The following is a 22,022-nucleotide window of genomic DNA, read 5'->3' as shown; positions in this document are numbered from 1 at the left end:
TTATATAATAAAACTAACTCAAAGTTAATTACTTGTATTTTATACTATATTATAATGATAAGAAGGCGACCCCACTTACGTCATCTCACTTAAGTCAAAAAAAAACTGCCCGAGTATTATCATTCCCCAAAAAAGCGGGGACATGAATTGTTCAAAAGTTCAGGCAGCTTTTTTATAAATTATATTTTTTTTACGATTACTTCACTTTCGCACCAATTGGTAGTTTTTCATCAACGGTTGCCAAGGAAAGAATACCGTCTTTTTCACCGGCTAAAATCATTCCTTGTGATAATTCGCCACGTAATTTCACCGGTTTTAAATTCGTAATACAAATGACTTTTTTGCCAACCAGATCTTCCGGTTTGTAAAATTCAGCGATTCCTGAAACCACTTGCCGTTTCTCATAGCCTAAATCAAGTTGCAGTTTCAGTAATTTATTTGCCTTTTTCACCGGTTCACAAGCAATAACTTTTGCCACACGGAGATCTATTTTTGCAAAATCATCAATCGTAATTTCCGGTAAAGTTTCCGGTTTTTCTGCCTCTTCCTGCTTCGGTGCTGCCCCTTTCATTTGCTCCTGAATATACGCTACTTCTTTGGCATGCTCCAAACGCGGGAAGATTGGTTCAGCTTTTTTCACCTTTGTACCTGCCGGAATTTGACCGAACTCTTTTAAGCTATCCCAAGATTGTAAATGTTCATCTTGAATGTTCAATTGGGCAAACATTTTCTTTGGTGCCTGCGTAATGAATGGTTGTAATAAAACCGCAACTCTACGCAATGTTTCAGCCAGGTGAGCCAGCACACTTTTTAGTTCTTCCTGTTTTGTTTCATCTTTTGCTAACTTCCATGGCATCGTTTCATCAATAAATTTATTGGCGCGACCAATCATTTGCCAAACAGATGATAGAGCAACGGAGAATTCCATATTTTCCATCGCTTCTTCATAATTCCGAATTCCGTCGATGTTGGCTTGCAGTAATGACTTTTCAAATTCAGTCGTTGAACCTTGATAGGCAGGAATCGTCCCGTCAAAATATTGCGAGATCATGGCAATTGTCCGATTCAATAGATTTCCCAGATCATTTGCCAAATCATAATTTATCCGATTAATAAAGTCTTCCGGTGTAAATACGCCGTCGCTGCCGAAACTGACTTCACGCATTAAATAATAGCGTACGGCATCTAATCCGTAACGGTCCACTAACATATCCGGATAAACAACATTCCCTTTTGATTTTGACATTTTTCCGTCTTTCATTAATAACCAACCGTGTCCAAATACCTTTTTCGGCAACGGTAATCCCAATGCCATCAACATAATCGGCCAATAAATCGTATGGAAACGGACAATTTCTTTCCCCACCATATGAACATCTGCAGGCCAATATTTTTTAAAATTAGAATCATCATCAGAGCCATACCCAAGAGCGGTAATATAGTTGGCTAACGCATCAATCCATACGTAGACAACATGTTTCGGGTTGCTTTTTACCGGAATTCCCCATTTGAAAGATGTTCGGGAAACAGCCAAATCTTCTAAACCGGGTTTAATAAAGTTATTAATCATTTCATTTTTTCTTGAAGCCGGTTGAATAAAATCAGGGTGCTCTTCATAATATTGTAATAGACGATCGGCATACTTACTCATTTTAAAGAAATAGGACTCTTCTTTGACAAGTTCTACTTCATGACCACTCGGTGCCTTTCCGCCAATTACTTTGCCGTTTTCATCCCGATAAACTTCAGCTAATTGTGTTTCGGTAAAATATTCTTCATCAGAAACTGAATACCAACCTTCATATTCCCCTAAGTAGATATCTCCTTGGGCTAAAAGTTGTTCAAAAATTTGTTGAACCGCTTTTACATGCTCCTCATCTGTTGTTCGTATAAATTTTGTGTTTGAAATATCCAAGCGTTTCCATAAATCTTGCATATCTTTTGCCATTCCGTCTACGTATGCTTGTGGTGTGATCCCTAATTCATTAGCTTTCTTTTCAATCTTTTGTCCATGTTCATCTGAACCGGTTAAATAAAATACATCATATCCCCGCATCCGTTTATAGCGTGCCACGACATCACAAGCAATCGTTGAGTAGGCATTTCCAATATGTAATTTGCCGCTCGGGTAATAAATAGGTGTTGTAATATAAAATGTTTTCTTTTCAGCCATTATGTATCTCCTCACTTCTTGAAATAAAGAAAAGCGCAAGTACTGTTTTCATAGCTTCTCTTTTGGAACCCGGACAACCAGATAATCAAACCTTGTCCAAAGTTTTTGACCAGTATTTTATATTTTCTAATACTGTAAAGAAAACGCCCTCAGGTTGCGGCCGAGAGCTAAATAAAATTTTATCATTGGTATTTAAGATGAATGATAATCTTATCTTAACCGCTTATATGAAAAAAATATACATAAAAAACGGAAAAAGTGCAACTAATCGTTCATTCTCATATGTATTTGTTTGCTGTTGAGCATATAGTTACGAATGGAAAAATGCGTTTATCACACAAATCCTTCTATATTTAAAAAAGGTAGATTTGAAGATATTCAAAAACAGACCGGAAGTAGTTTCCTTACTCTGATGGACTCAAATTGAAAAAGTTACGAAGAATCGATGTAAAATTTCATTCAACAAGCCTGACAAAAAACTTATCGAATATCTCATCAAGGAAAGTCACTAAAAAATGCATAAGAAAATCTTCAAATTTAGAGATTCTCTTATGCCTTTTATCAATTTCAATCAATTTTTGTGTTCCCTCTTTGTACCACTTTTAAAAACAAAAAATAGCAAAGAAAGAAAAAATAATACATTGGACAAATTAACCAAAAGTTTTACACCTTCATTTACATCTTTTAATCCTACAAAAATGTCAACAGCTGATAAAACTCCGGTAACAACTAAAATGATAAAGAAAAATAAATACATACAATTACCCCTTTTATTAAAGAAAGAAAATTTTTTTGCTCTTGACGAAACTAAAGAGATTGTAAATTAATTATATCCGTTTATTCAAAAAGATACAGCTTCCATACAAAAAAACAGTGTGGAACTCCGATATCCGGCCTCACATTTTCCCCCTAAAAACACGGGTTTTTTCATTCAGAAAATCTGTAACATTTCTATCATATAACAGCTGTCCTATTTTATTGACGCTATTTACAAGGATTGGTAAAATTATAGGAAATAGGGTACATTGCAGAAAATTTATTGGAAAATGATAATTGACTACTTTTCGAGAGGGGAAATATTATGAAATCGACAGGGATTGTTAGAAAGGTTGATGAACTGGGTCGTGTTGTCATTCCAATCGAATTACGTCGGACGTTAGGTATTAGTGAAAATGATTCATTAGAAATCTATGTTGAGAATGATAATATCGTTCTGAAAAAATATAAACCCAATAAGACCTGTATGATAACAGGTGAAATCTCAGATGAAAATCATGTGTTGGCCGACGGTAAAATTGTTTTAAGTCGAAACGGTGCAGAAAAATTGATTAACGAAATTAAACGTTCATTTGAATTAGATAAATAGATAGGGAAAAATTTTGGCGTCCGAGACTTTTGGCAACTCGTGATGCGAAATCAACAAAAATATAAAATTTTTTGGGCTGTGATATCCCAACTGTGCCTATAATTAACAAAACTTCCTTCTCAGTCGAATTCGCATCCTTTTCTGAAAATTATTGTTTAAAGAAAACTCGGCGACTGCCGAGCCTTTAGGCGATGGCAAAGCCGCAAGAGCACTTATACTTAATTCTTAAAATTTCCCACTACGTCGAATTCGCTTCTTTGCTGGAAATTTATACTTTCTTAACGTATAAACTAAAAGGGCCCGGTAAAATCGCCCTTTTTTCTGTCCCTCATTTCCTCTCTTTTTAACATGTCATTCCATGAAATTGTTTCTGTCACTCTTCTCCACCTTTTTTACATGGTATAAATGATAAACATCCCTTTTCTGCAACCCGCGATCTTTTGCTGCTTTTTTTATTGCTTCTTTGGACGGGTCCCCCAAATTTATGTAATAGTCTACATGTTCAATAACATCCATTGAATGCCAAAATATATCTTCCTGTGAGTTTGTGCCTGTTTCCGGGTTTCCTTCAACAACAATACAAAACTCACCACGTATTTCATTCTTGTTTACCCAATCAACCAGTTCTGCAAGAGAACCACGAATAAACTCCTCATACTTTTTTGTAAGTTCCCGACAAATAGCCGCTTGTCTTTTCCCAAAAACTTCATATAATGCTTGAACGGTTTCTGTTAACCGATGGGGTGCCTCATAAAAAATAAGTGTTGCATCCATAGCTTTTAATTTTTTTAATTCATCGTCCCGCTCCTTTTTCTTTCTCGATAAAAAGCCATAAAAATAAAAGGGTTGAGGACGAATTCCGGAAGCGGTTAAGGCGGTTAATGCAGCATTGGCCCCCGGTATGGAGACAACCGGTATTCCTTTGTTCACGGCTTGATGGACCAATTCATAACCCGGGTCCGAAATAGCCGGCATTCCTGCATCACTAACCAAAGCGACCGTTTTCCCTTCCAGTAATTGCTCAATGAGGTACTTACCGCTCGACTCTTTATTATGCTCATGATAGCTTGTTAAATTTGTTGGAATGTCAAAATAATTCATTAATTTCTTTGTGTTCCTCGTATCTTCCGCTGCGATTAAGTCGACTTCTTTCAAAATGCGAATGGCTCGAAAGGTCATATCTTCCAAATTTCCAATAGGGGTCGGAACAATATATAATATTCCTTTATCCTTAAGAAAACTTTTTTGTATGTTCACTTGTACAAAACTCCTTCAAAAACGCCTCTTTTTTCTTTCTTGTCAGCTTTTTAAACCGATACTCCGCTTTCATTGCTTCACTTTTTGACCAAAAACATTCAGAATAAATAAGTTTGACCGGTGTCCGGCCCCGGGTATATTTTGCCCCTTTTCCGGCATTATGTTGTTCAATCCGCCGTTCTAAATCAACAGAATAGCCTCCGTAAAAGCTGCCGTCTGCACATTGTAAAACATAAAAATAAAATTTATTTGTCTCCATATAGAATTTTTTTCACTTCTTCCGTATAATCGCCGTTATTTTGATAAACAAACAATGGTGGGAGAATTTTCAAACTTGGTTTTCCATCCTTTATCCCCTCAATTAAAATGGTGTTTGCTTCTTTACCTGATTTTGGATAAACGAATTGCAACCGTTTTGGCTCCAACTTATATTTTTTCATCCATTCCAAAATTTCCAAAAGACGATCCGGCCGATGAACAAAAGCGGCTTTTCCTCCGGGTTTCACAAGTTGGCTGCTCACTTTCACAACATCTTCTAATGTGCAATATAATTCGTGTCTTGCAATAGCAAAATATTCACTTTCATTGATAATCGTCCGCTCCGTTACAGGAAAGTAAGGGGGATTACAAGTGACGACATCAAATTGGTTGTAACCTAATTTCCCGGGCATCTCTTTCAAATCACCATGAATGATTTGAATTTTATGATCGAGCTTGTTATATTCTATGCTTCTTTTTGCCATATCATATAATCTTTCTTGAATTTCTACCCCTGTAATATTTGCCTTTGTTCTCGTGCTTATCAAAAGGGGAATAACACCGTTTCCTGTGCAAAGGTCGATAATATTCCCTTTTTGGATAGGCAAATAAGCAAATTTCGCCAATAATACCGCATCTAAAGAGAAGGCAAATACCGACGGGCTTTGAATAATCCGTAAATCTTCAGCCAGCAAATAATCGAGACGCTCATCTTCACGTAAAAAAACCATGCAGTCCTCCAAAAATATGTTTATTAAGCTGTTTTCGTACTTTTTTTGCCGTCTCTAGCAGAAAATGCCATTGACGATATTCAAATCGTTTTGCTATCATCGCTTCCCTTGTGGAGCTAAATAATCCAACGTTTTTAACCAGTATTTTTCTACTTTCTACCCAATGAAAAAACCTTCCTTGATTCGGGAAGGCGAAGTTACTACTTTTTATTTAAAAATGATAAACAGAACATGCAATCTCCTTCTTTTCTTAAACTGCCAAATTGTAAATTACATATATGGAATCCTTCATTATACAATCTGGCCAAGTTATCATAACCTTCTCCAATATCCAAGGAGTTTTTTCGATCGGTTTGGTTCTTTTGATTTTCCTCTTTTTCTTGGTTCGCCTCTTTTTGAAAGGCAATTTCTTCCATCCGTTTCCGTAAATGCTCATTTTCTAGTTTCAGTGAGTGATTTTCTTCGATGATTTGAGCCAAATTTTGTTTTAATTCACCTAACTGTTTATATAGTTCCCCGATCCTCTGCTCCATGTTTGACACCGAATCAAACAACTCTTTTTTATTCATTTGGTTCCACCTCGTCAATCCGCGGCTTTAGAAGAAATTACACCTTCTTCAATCATTTCATCCAACGTATATTCAATGACCTTATTTTGCTCCATCAATTCAATTTGAATCACTTGCTCTACCAAATTCAAACCGACCACTTTACCGTTGCCGTGGGAAGTATAAATAAATTCTCCTAAATCCGGTAATTGTTCTTTTGCATTTTCATAGTCATCATTTTCATACTTTAAGCAACACATAAGCCTTCCGCATAAGCCGGAGATCTTCGTTGGATTCAACGATAAATTTTGATCTTTTGCCATTTTAATTGAAACCGGATCGAAGTCACCTAAAAATGTTGAACAGCATAGCATCCTTCCGCACGGTCCAATTCCACCAAGCATTTTTGCCTCATCACGAACACCAATCTGCCTAAGTTCAATCCTCGTTTTAAAAATAGCGGCTAAATCTTTCACAAGTTCACGAAAATCTACTCGACCTTCTGCAGTGAAATAAAAGATAATTTTATTACGATCAAATGTATATTCCACATCAACAAGTTTCATCTCAAGCGAATGCTCCGATATCTTTTGCATACAAATATTGAAAGCTTCCTTTGCCGCACTCCGGTTTTCCTCAACTTGGAGATAATCTTTTTCATCGGCAACACGGAGAACTTTTTTTAAAGGCAGAACAACATCGTCTTCATCAACAAGTTTATTCGCAATCACAACATTTCCAAATTCAATTCCTCTTGCTGTTTCGACAACGACAAACTGACCTCTTTCAATGACAATCCCATCCGGGTCAAAGAAATAGATTTTTCCCGCCTTCTTAAAGCGAACACCAACAACATTATACAAAAGCTGATCCCTCCTATAACTTAATCATCAGCTGCTCCATTAACAGTAATCCATTGACATTAGATTGTAATCTCCTTTTTGCGTCCAAAATAAGGGAGATTTGTTCTGTTAACCGATTACCGGATACTTTAAGCGCATTCTTTTGCCATTCAGCGTAATAATCCGGATAGACAACTTCTGTCACTTTTTCTAACTGTATATATAGTAAATCTTTATAGATAAAGAGTAACATGTCCAGACCGACATCGATCTGCTCCCTTGATTTAAACAGCGGCAACCAGTCTGTCTGCAAAAACAGGAGCGTATCCATAATCGTTTGTTTCGTCTTGATTTCATATAATTTTAACACTAAATCTCTGGCTTGTAAAAACCATTGGTCTTCATTCATTTGTAATGCTTCGTCCAGACTGTTTGTTAAATTGGCAAGTAAAGGAGCACGATCCTTCTTAACCCCGTGATTGATTAACGCTTTAATGAGTTCCGGTTTCGGTAATGGATAAAAAGTAATATGTTGGCATCTGGAAAAAATAGTCGGTAATATTTTTTGTATTTGTTCGGTTACTAAAATGGCTGTTGTATTTTGTCCGGGCTCTTCCAGAAATTTTAGTAAGCTATTGGCTGCATTTGTCGTCATTTTATCAGCATGAATAATCATATAAAATTTTCGATTCGACTCTACCGCTTTTTTTGAAAATTCCTGTTGTAAAAAATATATTTGTTCTTTTTTAATTGAATTCCCGTCAGGCTCGACCAAATGGATGTCTGGGTGATTCCCGTGATTGATTCGCTTACATTGGGGGCAGTTTTCACATGGTTTATATCCTTCAAAGGGCTGTTCACAAAATAAAGCTTTTGCGAGTAATAAGCCGATTTCTTTTTTTCCCGTCCCTTTCATCCCTTCAAAAAGGTAAGCATGAGCGATCCGATTTTTTATTATTATTTGTTTGAGCATCTTCATGACGGTTGGTTGGTATTTTTCTAATTCATCCCAAGTCCTTACATTTAAATCACTCATATTTTTCCCTCTTACATTTTTTATGTGGTGCAGTTATTTTTAAAAAATATTTTTTAAGTATATCAAGTAATCGGTTGGAGCTGGATTTACTTGTCAATTCATCATGTATATAAATTGACAATTAATCCTTTTATTTCCCCGATAATACTTAAAATTTTTATATTTTCCGTTTCCTTTGTTAAAATTTCATCGGTTAACTCGATAATTTTTTTATCTATTTTTTCAATGATTTGCAAAATGCGACTTTGACCTCCGCTGTCCCACGTATTTGATTTCTTTAATCCGATTCCTAAATTGACCGCTTCTTTAATAAAATTTTGGATCAAATTTTTATATTTGGTTAAATCTCGAAAGTTTCGCGATTTTGCTAAACGATCTCCGGCTTTCTCGATTTCTGATAGTAGCGCATGGAGATTTCCTGATTGTAATTTTTCATTCTGCATTTTTATTAGTTCTTGAAAGTTTATGCTTCCTTGCCCTTGAAACTTTATATCTTTTTGAAGCGACTCCGGTGAAAGATGAAGATTTTGATTAACTTTCAAATTGATTCCCCCTTACAAACGACCCCAAAACGTATTGCCTTCAAAAGGAGGTCACGTACTCAAAATAGAATGAAAGCAACCGGACCCCCGATTGCCTGATTTTTAATACTGGAAAAATTGTTCAACAGGTAAAACAAATACTGTCGCACCGCCAACTTCTACTTCAACCGGATAAGGAATATACGAATCAGCATTCCCTCCCATCGGTGAAACAGGCGCAACTAATTGATCTCTTGATCTGCAGTTATCCTTAATAATTTGCAGGGCTTTATCAACTCGAATATCTTCCGTACCGATAATAAATGTCGTATTACCCGATTTTAAAAATCCACCCGTTGTCGCCAATTTTGTCACCCGAAAATTATGATCCATTAATGCATTTAATAAACGATTACTATCTTGGTCTTGGACGACTGCCAATATTAGTTTCAACTTAATCCCCCCTTGCCTAAAATTCCGGCTGATTCTTACTTCCATTATACCAATAACAGATGAAAGAAATAAATATTCTGTTTCCATTTTTACTGTTTCCAGTTATTCCAAAATTGGGCATTAGCCTTAATTATAATTTATGTTTAGAATCCGTTTCTGTTAAAAAATATTTTCCACCGGGATTGTTATCTTTTTACTAACAGTGAAAGAATTAATTTTTTTGCCTCTGTTTTAACCTCTTCAATCGGTCGATCGGCCATAACTTTCTTAATCCTGTCGGGAAACCGATCTAATAATTGCAAATATCCTTCTCTCACCATTTTATGAAACTCCATTGTTTCTAAATCAAGTCGATTCATTTCCCCTTGACGATGTTTTTGAATTCGTTCCAAGCCGATTTTCGGTTCTATATCAAAGTAAATTGTTAAATCAGGCATCGTATTTTCAATGGCAAAACGATTAATCTTCAAAACTTCATCAATGCCAATTTTCCTTGCGAAACCTTGATATACAATTGAAGCATCAATGAATCGATCACATAAAACAATATTTCCTTTTTCTAATGCAGGAATGATTTTTTCTATTAAATGTTGTCTCCTTGCAGCAGCATAAAGTAACGCCTCTGTCCTCGGGTCCATTTCCGTATGTTTTTTATCTAAAACGATTTGCCGAATTTTTTCAGCAATGGGGCTTCCACCGGGTTCTCTTGTCTGCACAATAGGATAACCTTCAGCCGCCAATTCTTCCGCAATTATATTTAAAACAGTTGTCTTTCCTGCACCATCAGGACCTTCAACTGTGATGAACGTACCCTTTACCATATGACTCCTCCACCTATAAAACAAACTATGTTTATATTAATAATTCAAGTATACATCAATAAGGGCAAACATCAATTTTTTGATCAAATTATTTTTATAAAATAAGTGAAACGCTTGGAACATCTCCAAGCGTTTATTTGATTACAATTAAAGTATAATCTACTATACAGTGAAATCTAAAATTAAGGATTAATCTGCTTTTTTATTTTTCTAAGATAATATTTGTTTTTGACTCACTTTACTTAATTGTTGTAAATAAAATTTATAAAGCGGATGATCTGTATCTGTCTGAACCATCTCTCTTTCACAATCAATACAAATAAATGATGTATATAAATGAAATCCATTTTGCTTCTGTTGCTCACAAATAATACAAGTTTCCCCATTCAGTTTTTCCATCATTCCTCCACCTCCATATATGCATTATGCCCTCTTAACCTAGAAATTATTCAATTTATCATTATGAAATCAATTTTTCTAGCTAATTGTCCGTTATATATATTTTATGTGGAGAATTGTTTGCCTTATTCAACGCCAGGTAAAAAGGTAAAACAAAAAAGGTCGGATCGGGGTAAAAATTTTCGATGAGAATAGGGTTCGCCGACTAAAATGAGTGCATCTCACCAAAAGTGTCTGCGTGAATAGGGTTCGTTGTCAAAAATTGAACGTTCCAACATAAAATGAATGTTAATCAAGTTGAGTCCATTTCAAAAAATTTTTTCCAAATTTTATTCTTTCATTTAAAGAAAACTTGGCGACTGCCGAGCCTTTTGGCGATGGCAAAGCCGCAAGAGCACTTATACTTCATTCTTAAAATTTCCAACTACGTCGAATTCGCTTCTTTGCTGGAAATTTATACTTTCTTAACGTACAAAAAAGGACAGTGAAAATCCACTGTCCCTTATATGTCCGGCAACGTCCTGCTCTCGCTAAGGGTATATTCCCTACATCAAGGCTAAAGAAATTTAGCTTCCGAGTTCAGAATGTGTCCGTTGGTAACTTTTTCTTCATCATGCCCAAACTTACTATTCCTAGCTTGCGACCACGTAATTTCGTAATTAGTTTATTTTCGTTTAATGGAGCCTAGAGGGGACGAACCGCTGACCTCCTGCGTGCAAAGCAGGCGCTCTCCCAGCTGAGCTAAGGCCCCGGCTATTTATTTAAAACTGGTATTGACTCGCAAAAACTTAGAGATGACGTGCCCCAAATTTTATTATGAATATGATGGGCCTGAATGGACTTGAACCATCGACCTCACGCTTATCAGGCGTGCGCTCTAACCAGCTGAGCTACAGGCCCATATTCAATATTTATTGCGCCTTCAAAGTTGCCGGCGTTATTACAGAACGTTGCGCTTTTCATAGGCCAGTCCGTACGTCGTTGGACATAAGGAACGCTTCGTCAGCAGTACCTCGAGTCGCTTTCGTCTTCCATTCCTTTAGAAAGGTCGTAATACATCCGCACCGCTTTGTCTTGTTCTGTTTTCAAGTTCCTAATTTAACGACCTTTCTATACTATCAAGTAATCAATTGTTTGTCAAACTCACACAAAAATTCCCCCGATTTCGTTCATTCCCGTTATAGACTGATTTATCGACCAATTACGTAAAAATGTCTATAACAGGATAGTTTTATCAATCTTAGTCATATATGGAATATGGGCTTAAATAATCCATAATTGAATGACAGTAAGCGCACATACACCGGGTATTCCTAAAAACCCTGAAACTGTTGCTGTAATTAAATTGATAGGTACATGGATACCGAAATTACTGCCGAACGCATTAAGAAAAAATAATAATAAAGCACCAATCAATATTTTTATAATACTTTGACCAAAAAAGCGAAATAATTTCAGCGGTGTACCAAATAATAGGAGAAGCACAATTATTCCTCCGATAATTCCAATTACTAATGAAGGCTCCATATAATCCCTCCGTAAATTAATGCTTGTACCATTAAAATATTTATGTTGAAATCCACAAAAAAAGAACCATTACCTATTTAGGTTACATAATCCCTAAAAGAAAACGGTTCTTTTCATATCACTTATTTTTATCAAATATTTTTAATTGCCTGGCCTTGGCTTCCCTAAATAAGTATAAATACTTCAATTCTGTAAGTTCCACCTGGTGCTTAAAATCATCATTCATATCAAAAGATTTATCGTACAGACTTTTTTCATTTTTCCATTTCTGTTTTAATTCTTCTATTTGAAACAAAAGCTTATTATCATATTCCCTTTTTAGTGACCCTTTACGTTTAAAGAGCACTTGTACTCCCCCTTAAAAATCAATCCTTTTTATATCCCACTCTTATTAGCAAGTCAAATGCCCACCTTAAAATTCGAGTTCATGAAGAAACCGGATGGGAGAGGGACTTACTGCAAAAGGCCAATTGGTTCGGATCACAACACTATTGGTCACACACCGCATTGCCATAAAGACGTGGGATCATTATTTATTGTGTACTTCCTACAATCAATGGGGATAAAGAAAAACCCCACAAATTGACGTTTACCTTTATTTTTCCGTTAACAAAGAAAAAATATTATAATTCTCTTCTTCCTTCAAGCGCTTTCGACAATGTTACTTCATCCGCATATTCTAAATCTCCTCCCACAGGTAATCCATGAGCAATTCGAGTAACTTTAATACCGGACGGTTTTACTAACTTTGATATATACATTGCCGTTGCTTCACCTTCAATATTTGGATTCGTAGCCAATATCAGTTCTTTAATTTCTTCATTTTGGAGCCTTTTAAGTAAACTTGGGATGTTAATATCTTCAGGTCCAACACCTTCCATAGGAGAAATTGAACCTTGCAAAACATGATATAATCCATGATACTCCTTCATCTTTTCCATTGCGATTACATCTTTAGAATCTTGAACCACGCACACAACTGAGCGATCACGACTTTGATCACTGCAAATATAACAAGGTTCGCGATCCGTAATATGACCGCAAACAGAACAATATGTCAAATCCCTTTTTGCATTGATAAGTGCTTTAGCAAAATCCAATACCGTTTCTTCCTTCATTGTTAATACAAAAAAGGCTAATCGTGAAGCAGTTTTCGGACCAATTCCGGGAAGTTTCATAAAGCTATCAATCAGCTTACTAATCGGTTCTGGATAATACATTCAAATTAGGCCTCCTATTAAGAAAAGCGCTGGCCATCAGGAGTTAGGCAATTAACTTATTCATCATTTTTACCAGTATTGCTACCTTTCTTCTCCTTTAAAATAGACCAGGGATGTTCAAACCTTTGGTAAATTGTCCCATTGTTCGGGAAGTCAGTTCGTCCGCTTTTGTCAATGCATCGTTTGTAGCGATAACTATCAAGTCTTGAAGTGTTTCAATATCTTCGGGATCAACAACTGCTTCATCTATCTTTACTTCCAATACCTCTTTATGTCCAGAAATAACGACAGATACGGCTCCACCGCCTGCAGTTCCTTCAATTCTTTCTTCACCTAATTTTTCTTGTGCTTCTGCCATTTTCTTTTGCATTTTTTGCATTTGTTTCATCATATTTTGCATATTTCCCATTCCACGCATAATTTTACCTCCAATGTTAATCTCTTATTTCCAGTAAATCTTCACCAAATAATTTAATTGCTTCATCTATCAGGGGGTCTCCGCTATTGTCCGATTTCTTTTGATCTTTAACAAGGTCTCGATGTTCATTTAAAAAAGACTGACGGATTTCCAGCCACTGATTTTCGGGAACACCAATTACTTCTATTGGATGTCCTGTAACTTTTTGAAACAAACTAGTTAATGTACTAATAAATTCTCCATTATTTATTGCCATTTGACAATGAATTTCATATTTGAATTTAATTACACAGCCTTGGGATGACGCGGCAACTGGTTCAGCATCATTTAACAATGCAGCATGTGACTTCTTCAAGTTTTCCAAAATCGACCCCCAGTTGTTTTTGATTTGTTGCAAATTTTGCTTTGTCGCATTTGCTAATACATTTTCTATTTTACCAACCGGAGCTTTAAATGTATGCTTAACTGTCTTTGTTTGTTTTTGCTTGTTATTACTTTCCTCTGATGTTTGTCCTTCACTAATGCCTTGTACTTGCAATTGCTGAATTTGATCTTCCAGGTAAGCAATTTTCTCTTGTAGTTGTGTAATCAAATCAGAGGAAACAGCTGCTTGTTGATTTCGAAAGTTTGCTTGGCATAACTGGACAAAACAAACTTCCAGAATAATTTTAGGATGATTTGTCCATTTCATTTCTTGTTGAACTTGATTAAACCTATTAATGATTTCATAAATTTCATCAGAATCAAATTGTTCCGCCAATCTTTGAAAATCTTCATCGACAATTACACGTTCCAAAAAATCTTGCGTACCCGGGGAATTTTTGTATACAAGTATATCCCGGAAATATTGAATCATATCTTCAATAATTCGGACCGGATCTTTTCCCTCTCCTAATAATGTATGTAAAAAAGTTAATGCTGCTTGCGGATTTTTTTCAAGAATCGAACCGGCAATTTGATGTAATATTTGTTGTGATACAGAACCCGTTATGACGAGTGCATCTTCAATACTTATTCTTCCTTGACTGAAGGAAATGGTTTGGTCCAGTAAACTTAACGCATCCCGCATCCCGCCATCAGAAGCTCTTGCTATCAGTTCCAATGCTTGTTGATCATATTCATACCCATAGTCGTTAATAATAGAACCCATATGCTCAGCAATTTTTGGGGGAGAAATCCGCTTAAAATCAAAACGTTGACACCGGGATATAATCGTTAACGGTATTTTATGGGGTTCCGTAGTCGCTAATATGAAAATTACATGCTTTGGCGGTTCCTCTAAAGTTTTTAGCAATGCGTTAAACGCACCAATGGATAACATATGAACTTCATCTATAATATATACCTTGAACGTAGACATGTTCGGTGTATATTTGACTTTATCGCGAATATCACGAATTTCTTCAACACCATTATTGGATGCAGCGTCGATTTCGATTACATCCGGATTTGATCCATCCGTGATGCTCTTACAAATAGAACATTCATTACAAGGCTCTGCCGCTTCCCTATTCGGACAATTCACTGCCTTTGCTAAAATTTTTGCGGCACTTGTTTTTCCTGTTCCCCTAGGTCCGGTAAATAAATAGGCATGAGAAATTTTTTGTTGTAAGAGGGCATTTTGTAATGTTTTTGTTACATGCTGTTGTCCAACTACATCTTCAAAAATTTGTGGCCGCCATACACGATACAATGCTTGATAAGGCATTAAATAATACTCCCCCTTCAACAATTTTCCCTATTGTTTAGTTGCATAGTTACATTTCAAATTTATCAGCAACACATTACAAAACATCCGTCTTTTTATTATACCTTATTTCCCATTTCTTTTACTATAAAAAAAACATCCTTAACATAGGATGTTTGAATTGCTATTATGTAAGTAACTGCCGTGCACCAACCTTCGACTGCTAACCATAGGCGTTGCTTACATAGTTAGCTCAGCTCAGGCACCCCTGCGGCACATGAGAGATTCCACTTAATGCTGCTTCCTTCCGGACCTGACATGGTTCATGGATTCCCATTGCGCAGGACCCAAACGTCAACACCACTTGTGTAAGACAGGCCCTACAGTTAGACAGCCTCGGGTAGGAGTTCAGTCCTGCTAGAGCGGATTGCAGGTTCAGGGCACCGCTACCTCCCCACCTAGCACGGCAAATTTGCTACCAAAGTTCATACGTCTTAATGACGTATATTTAGTATACTAAGGAATTAGTAAAATTGCAATGGTTTATCCATTGTTAATTGTTTCCTCGTATTTCAGGAAAGAAACCCTTTCTTTTTCATCCGTAATTCCTGAAAAAAAGTGGTTAACATTTTCGAACATTCATTTTGTAATATACCATTTGTCACTTCGCATTGGTGGTTAAATCGACTATCGTCTAATAAGTTCATCAATGTTCCTGCACAACCGCCTTTTGGATCTCCGGTACCGTAGACAACACGTTTAATTCGTGACATTAGAATCGCTCCGGCACACATGGGACACGGCTCTAAGGTGACAAATAATTCCGCATCCTCCAGCCGCCAGCTTTTTAAAGTGTGACATGCCTGTTGAATTGCGATCATTTCTGCATGGGCGGTTGCATTTTGTTCTGTTTCACGTAAATTATGACCTCGACCGATAACCGTGTCATGTAATACAATGACACAACCGATTGGAACTTCATTCTTTTGTTTTGCCTTTAATGCTTCTTCTATTGCCATTTGCATGTAATATGTATCGCGATCCATTCAAGCTTCTCCTTATAAAAAACAAAATGATTATTTCTTATGTAAATTATAAACGATAATTCTTTTTTTGAACTTATAACATAAAATTTCTGTAGTGTCATTCCGAGGAGGTATGGTAATGCAAATTCATGTTGTACAACAAGGACAATCTTTGTTCGGTATTGCACAAGCCTATAATACAACAGTTAATGATTTGATTGAAGCAAATGAAATACCGAACCCCAATCGCCTTGTCGTAGGTCAGACGCTCGTCATTCCGATTATCGGTCGTTTTTACTGGGTTCAACCGGGTGATAGTTTATTTTCCATTACACAAAGATTTGGAATTACTATCCAGCAGCTTGCCTCAATAAATCAAATCTCTATCAACAGTCCGCTCGCAATCGGTACAAGACTATATATACCCCCATTGCCAAAAGTAACAAAAGAAATTAATGCATATGTTGAACCCCGGGGGACCGTAACTCCAAATTTAGAAAACAGTGCAAGAGAGGCGGCACCATACTTAACATATTTAGCCCCTTTTAGTTTTCAGGCTTTACGTGACGGCTCATTACGGGAGCCCCCTTTAAATCAATTCCCGGCTATTGCAAGGGCAAATCAAAATGTGTTAATGATGGTCATTACGAATCAAGAAAACGATCAATTTAGTGATGAATTGGGGAGAATATTATTAAATGATCAAAACGTACAAACCACCTTTTTGAACAATATCGTATCAACTGCTCAAAGGCTCGGTTTTCGTGATATTCATTTTGATTTTGAGTATTTACGACCAGAGGACAGGGAGGCATACAATCGTTTTTTACGAAGAGCGAAAGATCGATTTAGCAGGGAAGGATGGCTCTTGTCCACTGCTTTAGCACCCAAAACGAGAGCGGATCAACCCGGACGTTGGTATGAAGCACATGATTATCGAGCTCATGGAGAAATTGTTGATTTTGTCGTCATTATGACCTACGAATGGGGCTATAGTGGCGGTCCACCAATGGCAGTCTCACCAATCGGGCCCGTTCGTGATGTTTTAGAGTACGCAATTACCGAAATGCCTTCAGAAAAAATCTTAATGGGGCAAAACTTATACGGATATGACTGGACACTTCCCTTTCGACCTGGCACTGTTGCTCGTGCCGTCAGTCCGCAACAGGCAATCCAGTTAGCAGCTCAAAATAATGTTCCCATCCAATATGATACCCAAGCACAAGCACCATTTTTTAACTATAGAGGTGCAAATGGGCAAGAACATCGAGTTTGGTTTGAGGATGCTCGAAGTATACAAGCAAAATTTGATCTTATTAAAGAATTAAATTTACGAGGAATCAGTTATTGGAAACTTGGTCTTTCTTTCCCGCAAAATTGGTTGTTAATTGCAGAAAATTTTGATGTAAGAAAACGATAGTTTAAACGATTGTAATTGACCCATAATCAAGTATACTTAATTAAGTAATGATCGAACAGGCATCATACTACTTGCCCATAACAGCTGAAGGAGTATATGAGAAATGAATTTACGGGAAAAATACAATATACCTAGTCGAGCCGTGATTACAATTGCAGGGACGGTTGGTGTCGGTAAATCTACACTTACAAAGGCACTGGCTTCAGCTCTTGATTTCCGAGCATCACTTGAAAAGGTGGATAATAACCCATACTTAGAGAAATTTTATCGTGATTTTAAAAAATGGAGTTTTCCTTTGCAAATTTACTTTTTAGGTGAACGATTTAAAGAACAAAAGCGGATGTTCGAATATGGGGGTGGATTTGTACAGGATCGGTCTATTTATGAAGATAGCGGGATATTTGCAAAAATGCATTATGAAAAAGGAAATATGACGGAAATAGATTACAAAACATATAAGAATTTATTTGATGCAATGGTGATGACTCCTTTTTTTCAGCATCCGACTCTTTTAATTTATTTAAGAGGTTCAATTGATGACGTTCTTGCCCGGATTAAAGAAAGGGGAAGGCCAATGGAGCAAAACACGCCGGTTGAATATTGGCTGGAAATGTATGAACGTTATGAAGAATGGATCAATACCTTTCATGCATGTCCGATTCTCCGGTTAGATATTCATGATTATGATGTGTTTGACAATAATCAATCAATTGAAGAAATTGTTAGTAAAATGTCATTTATCCTTAATAGTAAAGGAGCCTAAGCTTTGTATTCCGGAATACCTTCACTGCCACGTATGGAAAAAACGGCCTTTAGAGATTCTCCCTAAAGACCGTTTTTTTCATTCTCCAATTATTATGCGTTGTTATCAATAATATGGCGGAGGAGGAGGGATTCGAACCCCCGCGCGGTTTAACCCGCCTCTCGGTTTTCAAGACCGACCCCTTCAGCCAGACTTGGGTACTCCTCCATCACGACCAAAAGTATATTATCATGGCAAAAATAAAAAGTCAATGTAGTCACAATCATGAAGATCAAGAAATTTATAACATAAGGCGGTGTACAAAAAGATTACTAACACTACAACTTTTTGACAAATGAAAACAGCCAAAAACCTCGTAATTACGCGGGTTCATGGCTGTTTTTTCATCAATTTAACTGCAAAAGTCCTGAATAAAATTTAATACCCACAACAGGTAAACTCCTCGCTGATTTCCATTATTATATGAACCAGCGTTTATCCGATATATTCTTTTCCACCCATATAAGGTTGTAAAACTTCCGGTATCAACACTCTTCCATCTGCTTGTTGGTAATTTTCCAAAATTGCAGCAGCCGTACGTCCAATTGCTAATCCGGAACCATTCAGTGTATGGACAAATTCCGGTTTTCCCTTTGGTTCTCTTCTAAAACGGATATTCGCCCTTCTTGCTTGGAAGTCTTCAAAATTACTGCAAGAAGAGATTTCCCGATAAGTATTGTAACTTGGCAACCATACTTCTAAATCATATTTTTTTGCTGCTGTAAATCCTAAATCCGCAGTACACATACTCATGACCCGATACGGTAACTTGAGCAGTTGTAATACTTTTTCTGCATGTCCGGTTAACTTTTCTAATTCCTCATAAGAATCTTCCGGTTTTACAAATTTTACTAGTTCAACTTTATTAAATTGGTGTTGACGGATCAATCCTCTCGTATCACGACCGGCAGATCCCGCTTCTGAACGAAAACATGCACTATAGGCAACATAATTCAAAGGCAATTCTTCACCTGATAAGATTTCATCTCGATGATAATTGGTCACAGGTACTTCTGCAGTTGGAATCAGGAAATAATCTTCTTTTTCAACAAGAAATGCATCTTCTTCAAATTTTGGTAATTGACCGGTTCCTGTTAAACTTGCACGATTAACTAAATACGGTGGCAACATTTCTGTATAACCGTGCTCTTCCGTGTGAAGATCAAGCATAAAGCTAATCAATGCACGTTCCAATTTAGCCCCTTGACCTTTTAAGAAAGTAAAACGACTTCCCGTCACCTTTGCCGCACGTTCAAAATCAATGATCCCTAATTCAGTTGCAACATCCCAATGCGGTTTTGGTTTAAAATCAAATTGCGGAAGAACTCCCCACTTACGGATTTCTACATTATCGTCCTCAGAATCACCAATTGGGACGGATTCATGTGGCAAATTTGGAATGGATAAAAGAAGGGTTTGTAATTCTTCTTCAATTCCCCGTAATTCATCATCCAGTTTTTTAATTTTTTCACCTACTTCACGCATTTCGCCAATAAGAGCGTCGGTATTTTTCTTCTCTTTCTTTAAAATAGCAATTTGTTCTGATACATCATTTCTCTTTTTCTTTAATTGTTCACTTTCAATAATTAATTGCCGCCGCTTTTGATCCAATGTACTGAACTTATCCAAATCAGTTAAATCCTCACCGCGATGTTCAAGTTTTGCCTTTACTTCTGCTAAATTCTTTCTAAGAAGTTTAATATCAAACATATTCATACCCCCGATTCATTCAAAATTTTTATAGGAAGAAAGTGTCGTAATGAAAAAAACTCCCATCCCAATGAAGGGACGGAAGTTTCATATCCGCGTTGCCACCCTAATTGCAAGCATTCGTATACTTGCCTCTCGGTATTATAACGGTTTTTGCCGGCAGTACTTACTTGTCCCTTTCAGTACCACTCTCAAGGATGGATTCACAAGCATTTGCCGCTGATTTGCACCAAACCATCAGTTCTCTTAAAACAAATGAACTTGTTACTATTTCCTGTCATCGAATTAACTGTATGAAATTCATTATTTTATCTGAACATCAATAAAGAATCAAAATAACCTAAACATAAATGATTAACTAAAACCAAGAAGAAACTTTCGATGTAATGCCATCCCAAAGGTTTCCGAAAAAGCCACCCATGCCTCTGAACATTAAGACAAACCAATTTGCTTTTTCAACTTTTTCTTTGGCAACCACATCAACCTTTACTGTTTGGTCCGGATATAAAAATCCTGAATCATCTCCACTGTATTGATAAGTAACATAGCCGACAACTTCCCCTTTTTTGACCGGTGCTGTCAACTTACCCTCTTTATTTATTTTCTTTTCATCAAGAACCAGTTTAGGTTTATATTGTTCCTTTTCTCCATTTTTTATAACTAAACTTAACGGTTCTTTCGTAGCAATTTTAACAGAGTCTTCTTTCCCTTTTACTACCGGTAAAGAAGTTTTTCCCTTTACAGCATGGTTTTTAGGGAACAATTGTTCTTTTGAAAAATTATTAAACCCGTAATCAAGAAGTTTTTTTGTTTCTTCAAACCGTTCTTGTTGTGAACCTGTCTTCATGATGACAGAAATTAAGCGTTGGCCGTTTCTTTCTGCAGTTGCAGTAAAATTATAACCTGCATATGCGGTGGATCCTGTTTTTAAACCATCCACACCTTCGTATTCATAAACCAAACCAGGAAGCATCCAGTTGAAATTTTTAAATTCTTCACCACGAAAATTCAAAACCGGTTTGCTGGCAATTTGTAACACTTCCGGAAAATCATTGATTAATCGATAGGCTAATTTGGCAGTTGCACGTGCTGACATTTTATTTTCATCATTTGCATCCGTACCTTCAGGATGATTTCCCAACATATCTGCATTATTTAAACCAGATGAATTAACAAAATAGTAATCTTTTAAACCAAGTTTTTTTGCCTTCTCATTCATTAATTTAACAAAATTTTCCTCGGAACCACCTACTAATTCAGCCAGTGCTACGGTCGAAGCATTTGCAGAATGAATAGCCATCGATTCATATAATTCTTTAACCGTATAAGTTTCTCCCTCGGTTAATCCAACTGTTGAAACACCTAAACTCGGACTGGATAAATCGTGAATAAATTTACTGATGGTAACCTTTTGATCCCAGCTTATTTTTCCCTCTTTAATTGCTTCTAAAACAATATACTCAGTCATCATTTTTGACATACTTGCCACACCAAGCAGTTCATCAGCATTTTTTTCATATAAAACTTTTCCGGTGTTCCCATCTACTAAAATAGCAGCAGATCCTTTCAAATTAAGAGAATCGGTCTCAGCTGAAACTTGTTTCCCTCCGAAAGGCAACATGGCCATTAGTAGAAAACTGATTATCATGTATATCATTATTGGCTTTTTCTTTTTAAACAACGATATTCCCTCCAACAGATTAACTTGAAACACTAATTTTTAGTGTAACATATCTTTTTTTAAAAAAATAGACTCTAATGGGGCAGAAAAAAATCCCATTTTTTCATGGGATTTTTATGATTTTATA

At 36.5% G+C, this 22,022-nt stretch carries 23 protein-coding genes, 3 tRNA genes, 1 other RNA gene and 1 other annotated feature; of the genes, 4 read left to right on the top strand and 23 right to left on the bottom strand.

From position 1 onward, the window contains the following. Positions 1-196: 196 nt before the first annotated feature. Positions 197-2,176 (bottom strand): methionine--tRNA ligase, encoded by a 1,980-nt coding sequence (metG, locus tag BT1A1_RS00205; protein ID WP_419177825.1) that lies wholly within the window; start codon positions 2,174-2,176, stop codon positions 197-199. Positions 2,177-2,724: 548 nt separating this feature from the next. On the opposite strand from metG, the gene BT1A1_RS18305 reads away from it, so the two are divergent. Then, positions 2,725-3,000 (top strand): hypothetical protein, encoded by a 276-nt coding sequence (locus BT1A1_RS18305; protein WP_152641351.1) that lies wholly within the window; start codon positions 2,725-2,727, stop codon positions 2,998-3,000. A 254-nt stretch (positions 3,001-3,254) separates the two neighbouring features. After that, positions 3,255-3,539 carry an AbrB/MazE/SpoVT family DNA-binding domain-containing protein gene (locus BT1A1_RS00190; RefSeq protein WP_034766814.1) on the top strand — a complete coding sequence of 95 codons (285 nt, stop codon included), beginning with the start codon at positions 3,255-3,257 and terminating at the stop codon, positions 3,537-3,539. A gap of 351 nt (positions 3,540-3,890) precedes the next feature. On the opposite strand, the gene rsmI is transcribed toward BT1A1_RS00190, so the two are convergent. The 19 genes from rsmI to tadA form a co-directional block, all read right to left on the bottom strand. Then, positions 3,891-4,796 carry a 16S rRNA (cytidine(1402)-2'-O)-methyltransferase gene (gene rsmI, locus BT1A1_RS00185; RefSeq protein ID WP_051988935.1) on the bottom strand — a complete coding sequence of 302 codons (906 nt, stop codon included), beginning with the start codon at positions 4,794-4,796 and terminating at the stop codon, positions 3,891-3,893. Beyond that, positions 4,771-5,055, bottom strand: a complete 285-nt coding sequence (locus tag BT1A1_RS00180; protein WP_034766811.1) for a GIY-YIG nuclease family protein — start codon at positions 5,053-5,055, stop codon at positions 4,771-4,773. The genes rsmI and BT1A1_RS00180 overlap by 26 nt, the downstream gene beginning before the upstream one ends. Further along, entirely contained in the window at positions 5,042-5,785 is a 744-nt protein-coding gene (locus tag BT1A1_RS00175) for a tRNA1(Val) (adenine(37)-N6)-methyltransferase (protein WP_034766809.1), read from the bottom strand. The genes BT1A1_RS00180 and BT1A1_RS00175 overlap by 14 nt, the downstream gene beginning before the upstream one ends. Positions 5,786-5,985: 200 nt before the next feature. Then, a complete protein-coding gene (gene yabA, locus BT1A1_RS00170) occupies positions 5,986-6,354 on the bottom strand; it encodes a DNA replication initiation control protein YabA (RefSeq protein ID WP_034766807.1) in 369 nt (122 codons plus the stop codon). Positions 6,355-6,368: 14 nt separating this feature from the next. Next, entirely contained in the window at positions 6,369-7,196 is an 828-nt protein-coding gene (locus tag BT1A1_RS00165; RefSeq protein WP_034766805.1) for a PSP1 domain-containing protein, read from the bottom strand. Positions 7,197-7,209: 13 nt separating this feature from the next. Next, positions 7,210-8,211 (bottom strand): DNA polymerase III subunit delta', encoded by a 1,002-nt coding sequence (holB, locus tag BT1A1_RS00160; RefSeq protein WP_034766803.1) that lies wholly within the window; start codon positions 8,209-8,211, stop codon positions 7,210-7,212. A gap of 101 nt (positions 8,212-8,312) precedes the next feature. After that, positions 8,313-8,753 carry a YaaR family protein gene (locus BT1A1_RS00155; protein ID WP_034766801.1) on the bottom strand — a complete coding sequence of 147 codons (441 nt, stop codon included), beginning with the start codon at positions 8,751-8,753 and terminating at the stop codon, positions 8,313-8,315. Positions 8,754-8,855: 102 nt separating this feature from the next. After that, positions 8,856-9,185: a cyclic-di-AMP receptor gene (locus BT1A1_RS00150; RefSeq protein WP_034766826.1), complete on the bottom strand. Its 330-nt coding sequence runs from the start codon at positions 9,183-9,185 to the stop codon at positions 8,856-8,858. Positions 9,186-9,370: 185 nt separating this feature from the next. Beyond that, positions 9,371-10,006, bottom strand: a complete 636-nt coding sequence (gene tmk, locus BT1A1_RS00145) for a dTMP kinase (RefSeq protein WP_034766799.1) — start codon at positions 10,004-10,006, stop codon at positions 9,371-9,373. Between the two features lie 210 nt (positions 10,007-10,216). After that, complete coding sequence (locus BT1A1_RS00140; protein ID WP_034766798.1) at positions 10,217-10,408, bottom strand: sigma factor G inhibitor Gin; 192 nt, start codon at positions 10,406-10,408, stop codon at positions 10,217-10,219. A 675-nt stretch (positions 10,409-11,083) separates the two neighbouring features. Beyond that, a tRNA-Ala gene (locus BT1A1_RS00125) sits at positions 11,084-11,156 on the bottom strand. Positions 11,157-11,231: 75 nt separating this feature from the next. Further along, positions 11,232-11,305: transfer RNA gene (locus BT1A1_RS00120), tRNA-Ile, on the bottom strand. 363 nt (positions 11,306-11,668) lie between these two features. After that, positions 11,669-11,932, bottom strand: a complete 264-nt coding sequence (locus BT1A1_RS00115) for a pro-sigmaK processing inhibitor BofA family protein (RefSeq protein ID WP_034766794.1) — start codon at positions 11,930-11,932, stop codon at positions 11,669-11,671. 118 nt (positions 11,933-12,050) lie between these two features. After that, positions 12,051-12,278 (bottom strand): YaaL family protein, encoded by a 228-nt coding sequence (locus BT1A1_RS00110; RefSeq protein WP_034766783.1) that lies wholly within the window; start codon positions 12,276-12,278, stop codon positions 12,051-12,053. A 277-nt stretch (positions 12,279-12,555) separates the two neighbouring features. After that, complete coding sequence (recR, locus tag BT1A1_RS00105) at positions 12,556-13,152, bottom strand: recombination mediator RecR (RefSeq protein WP_034766779.1); 597 nt, start codon at positions 13,150-13,152, stop codon at positions 12,556-12,558. 97 nt (positions 13,153-13,249) lie between these two features. Continuing rightward, positions 13,250-13,570 carry a YbaB/EbfC family nucleoid-associated protein gene (locus BT1A1_RS00100; RefSeq protein WP_034766777.1) on the bottom strand — a complete coding sequence of 107 codons (321 nt, stop codon included), beginning with the start codon at positions 13,568-13,570 and terminating at the stop codon, positions 13,250-13,252. 16 nt (positions 13,571-13,586) lie between these two features. Further along, positions 13,587-15,278: a DNA polymerase III subunit gamma/tau gene (dnaX, locus tag BT1A1_RS00095; RefSeq protein ID WP_034766774.1), complete on the bottom strand. Its 1,692-nt coding sequence runs from the start codon at positions 15,276-15,278 to the stop codon at positions 13,587-13,589. 181 nt (positions 15,279-15,459) lie between these two features. After that, positions 15,460-15,724, bottom strand: an RNA gene (ffs, locus tag BT1A1_RS17580) — signal recognition particle sRNA large type. Between the two features lie 105 nt (positions 15,725-15,829). Then, complete coding sequence (tadA, locus tag BT1A1_RS00090) at positions 15,830-16,303, bottom strand: tRNA adenosine(34) deaminase TadA (protein WP_034766772.1); 474 nt, start codon at positions 16,301-16,303, stop codon at positions 15,830-15,832. A 118-nt stretch (positions 16,304-16,421) separates the two neighbouring features. On the opposite strand from tadA, the gene BT1A1_RS00085 reads away from it, so the two are divergent. Further along, a complete protein-coding gene (locus BT1A1_RS00085) occupies positions 16,422-17,702 on the top strand; it encodes a LysM peptidoglycan-binding domain-containing protein (protein WP_034766770.1) in 1,281 nt (426 codons plus the stop codon). A gap of 103 nt (positions 17,703-17,805) precedes the next feature. After that, complete coding sequence (locus BT1A1_RS00080; protein WP_034766768.1) at positions 17,806-18,465, top strand: deoxynucleoside kinase; 660 nt, start codon at positions 17,806-17,808, stop codon at positions 18,463-18,465. A 114-nt stretch (positions 18,466-18,579) separates the two neighbouring features. Here BT1A1_RS00080 and BT1A1_RS00075 read toward each other — a convergent pair. The 3 genes from BT1A1_RS00075 to BT1A1_RS00065 form a co-directional block, all read right to left on the bottom strand. After that, positions 18,580-18,672 (bottom strand) — tRNA-Ser (locus BT1A1_RS00075). Between the two features lie 267 nt (positions 18,673-18,939). Then, positions 18,940-20,214: a serine--tRNA ligase gene (gene serS / locus BT1A1_RS00070; protein ID WP_034766766.1), complete on the bottom strand. Its 1,275-nt coding sequence runs from the start codon at positions 20,212-20,214 to the stop codon at positions 18,940-18,942. A 71-nt stretch (positions 20,215-20,285) separates the two neighbouring features. Beyond that, positions 20,286-20,504 (bottom strand) — a binding site (T-box leader). 68 nt (positions 20,505-20,572) lie between these two features. Then, a complete protein-coding gene (locus tag BT1A1_RS00065) occupies positions 20,573-21,862 on the bottom strand; it encodes a serine hydrolase (protein ID WP_412097951.1) in 1,290 nt (429 codons plus the stop codon). Positions 21,863-22,022: the final 160 nt, after the last annotated feature.

Origin of the sequence: Caldibacillus thermoamylovorans (assembly GCF_000751775.1) — a bacterium.
Taxonomy (GTDB): Bacteria; Bacillota; Bacilli; order Bacillales; family Caldibacillaceae; genus Caldifermentibacillus; species Caldifermentibacillus hisashii.
The sequence above is the reverse complement of the archived record's forward strand: the minus strand, read 5'-3'. Positions and strand labels throughout refer to the sequence as shown.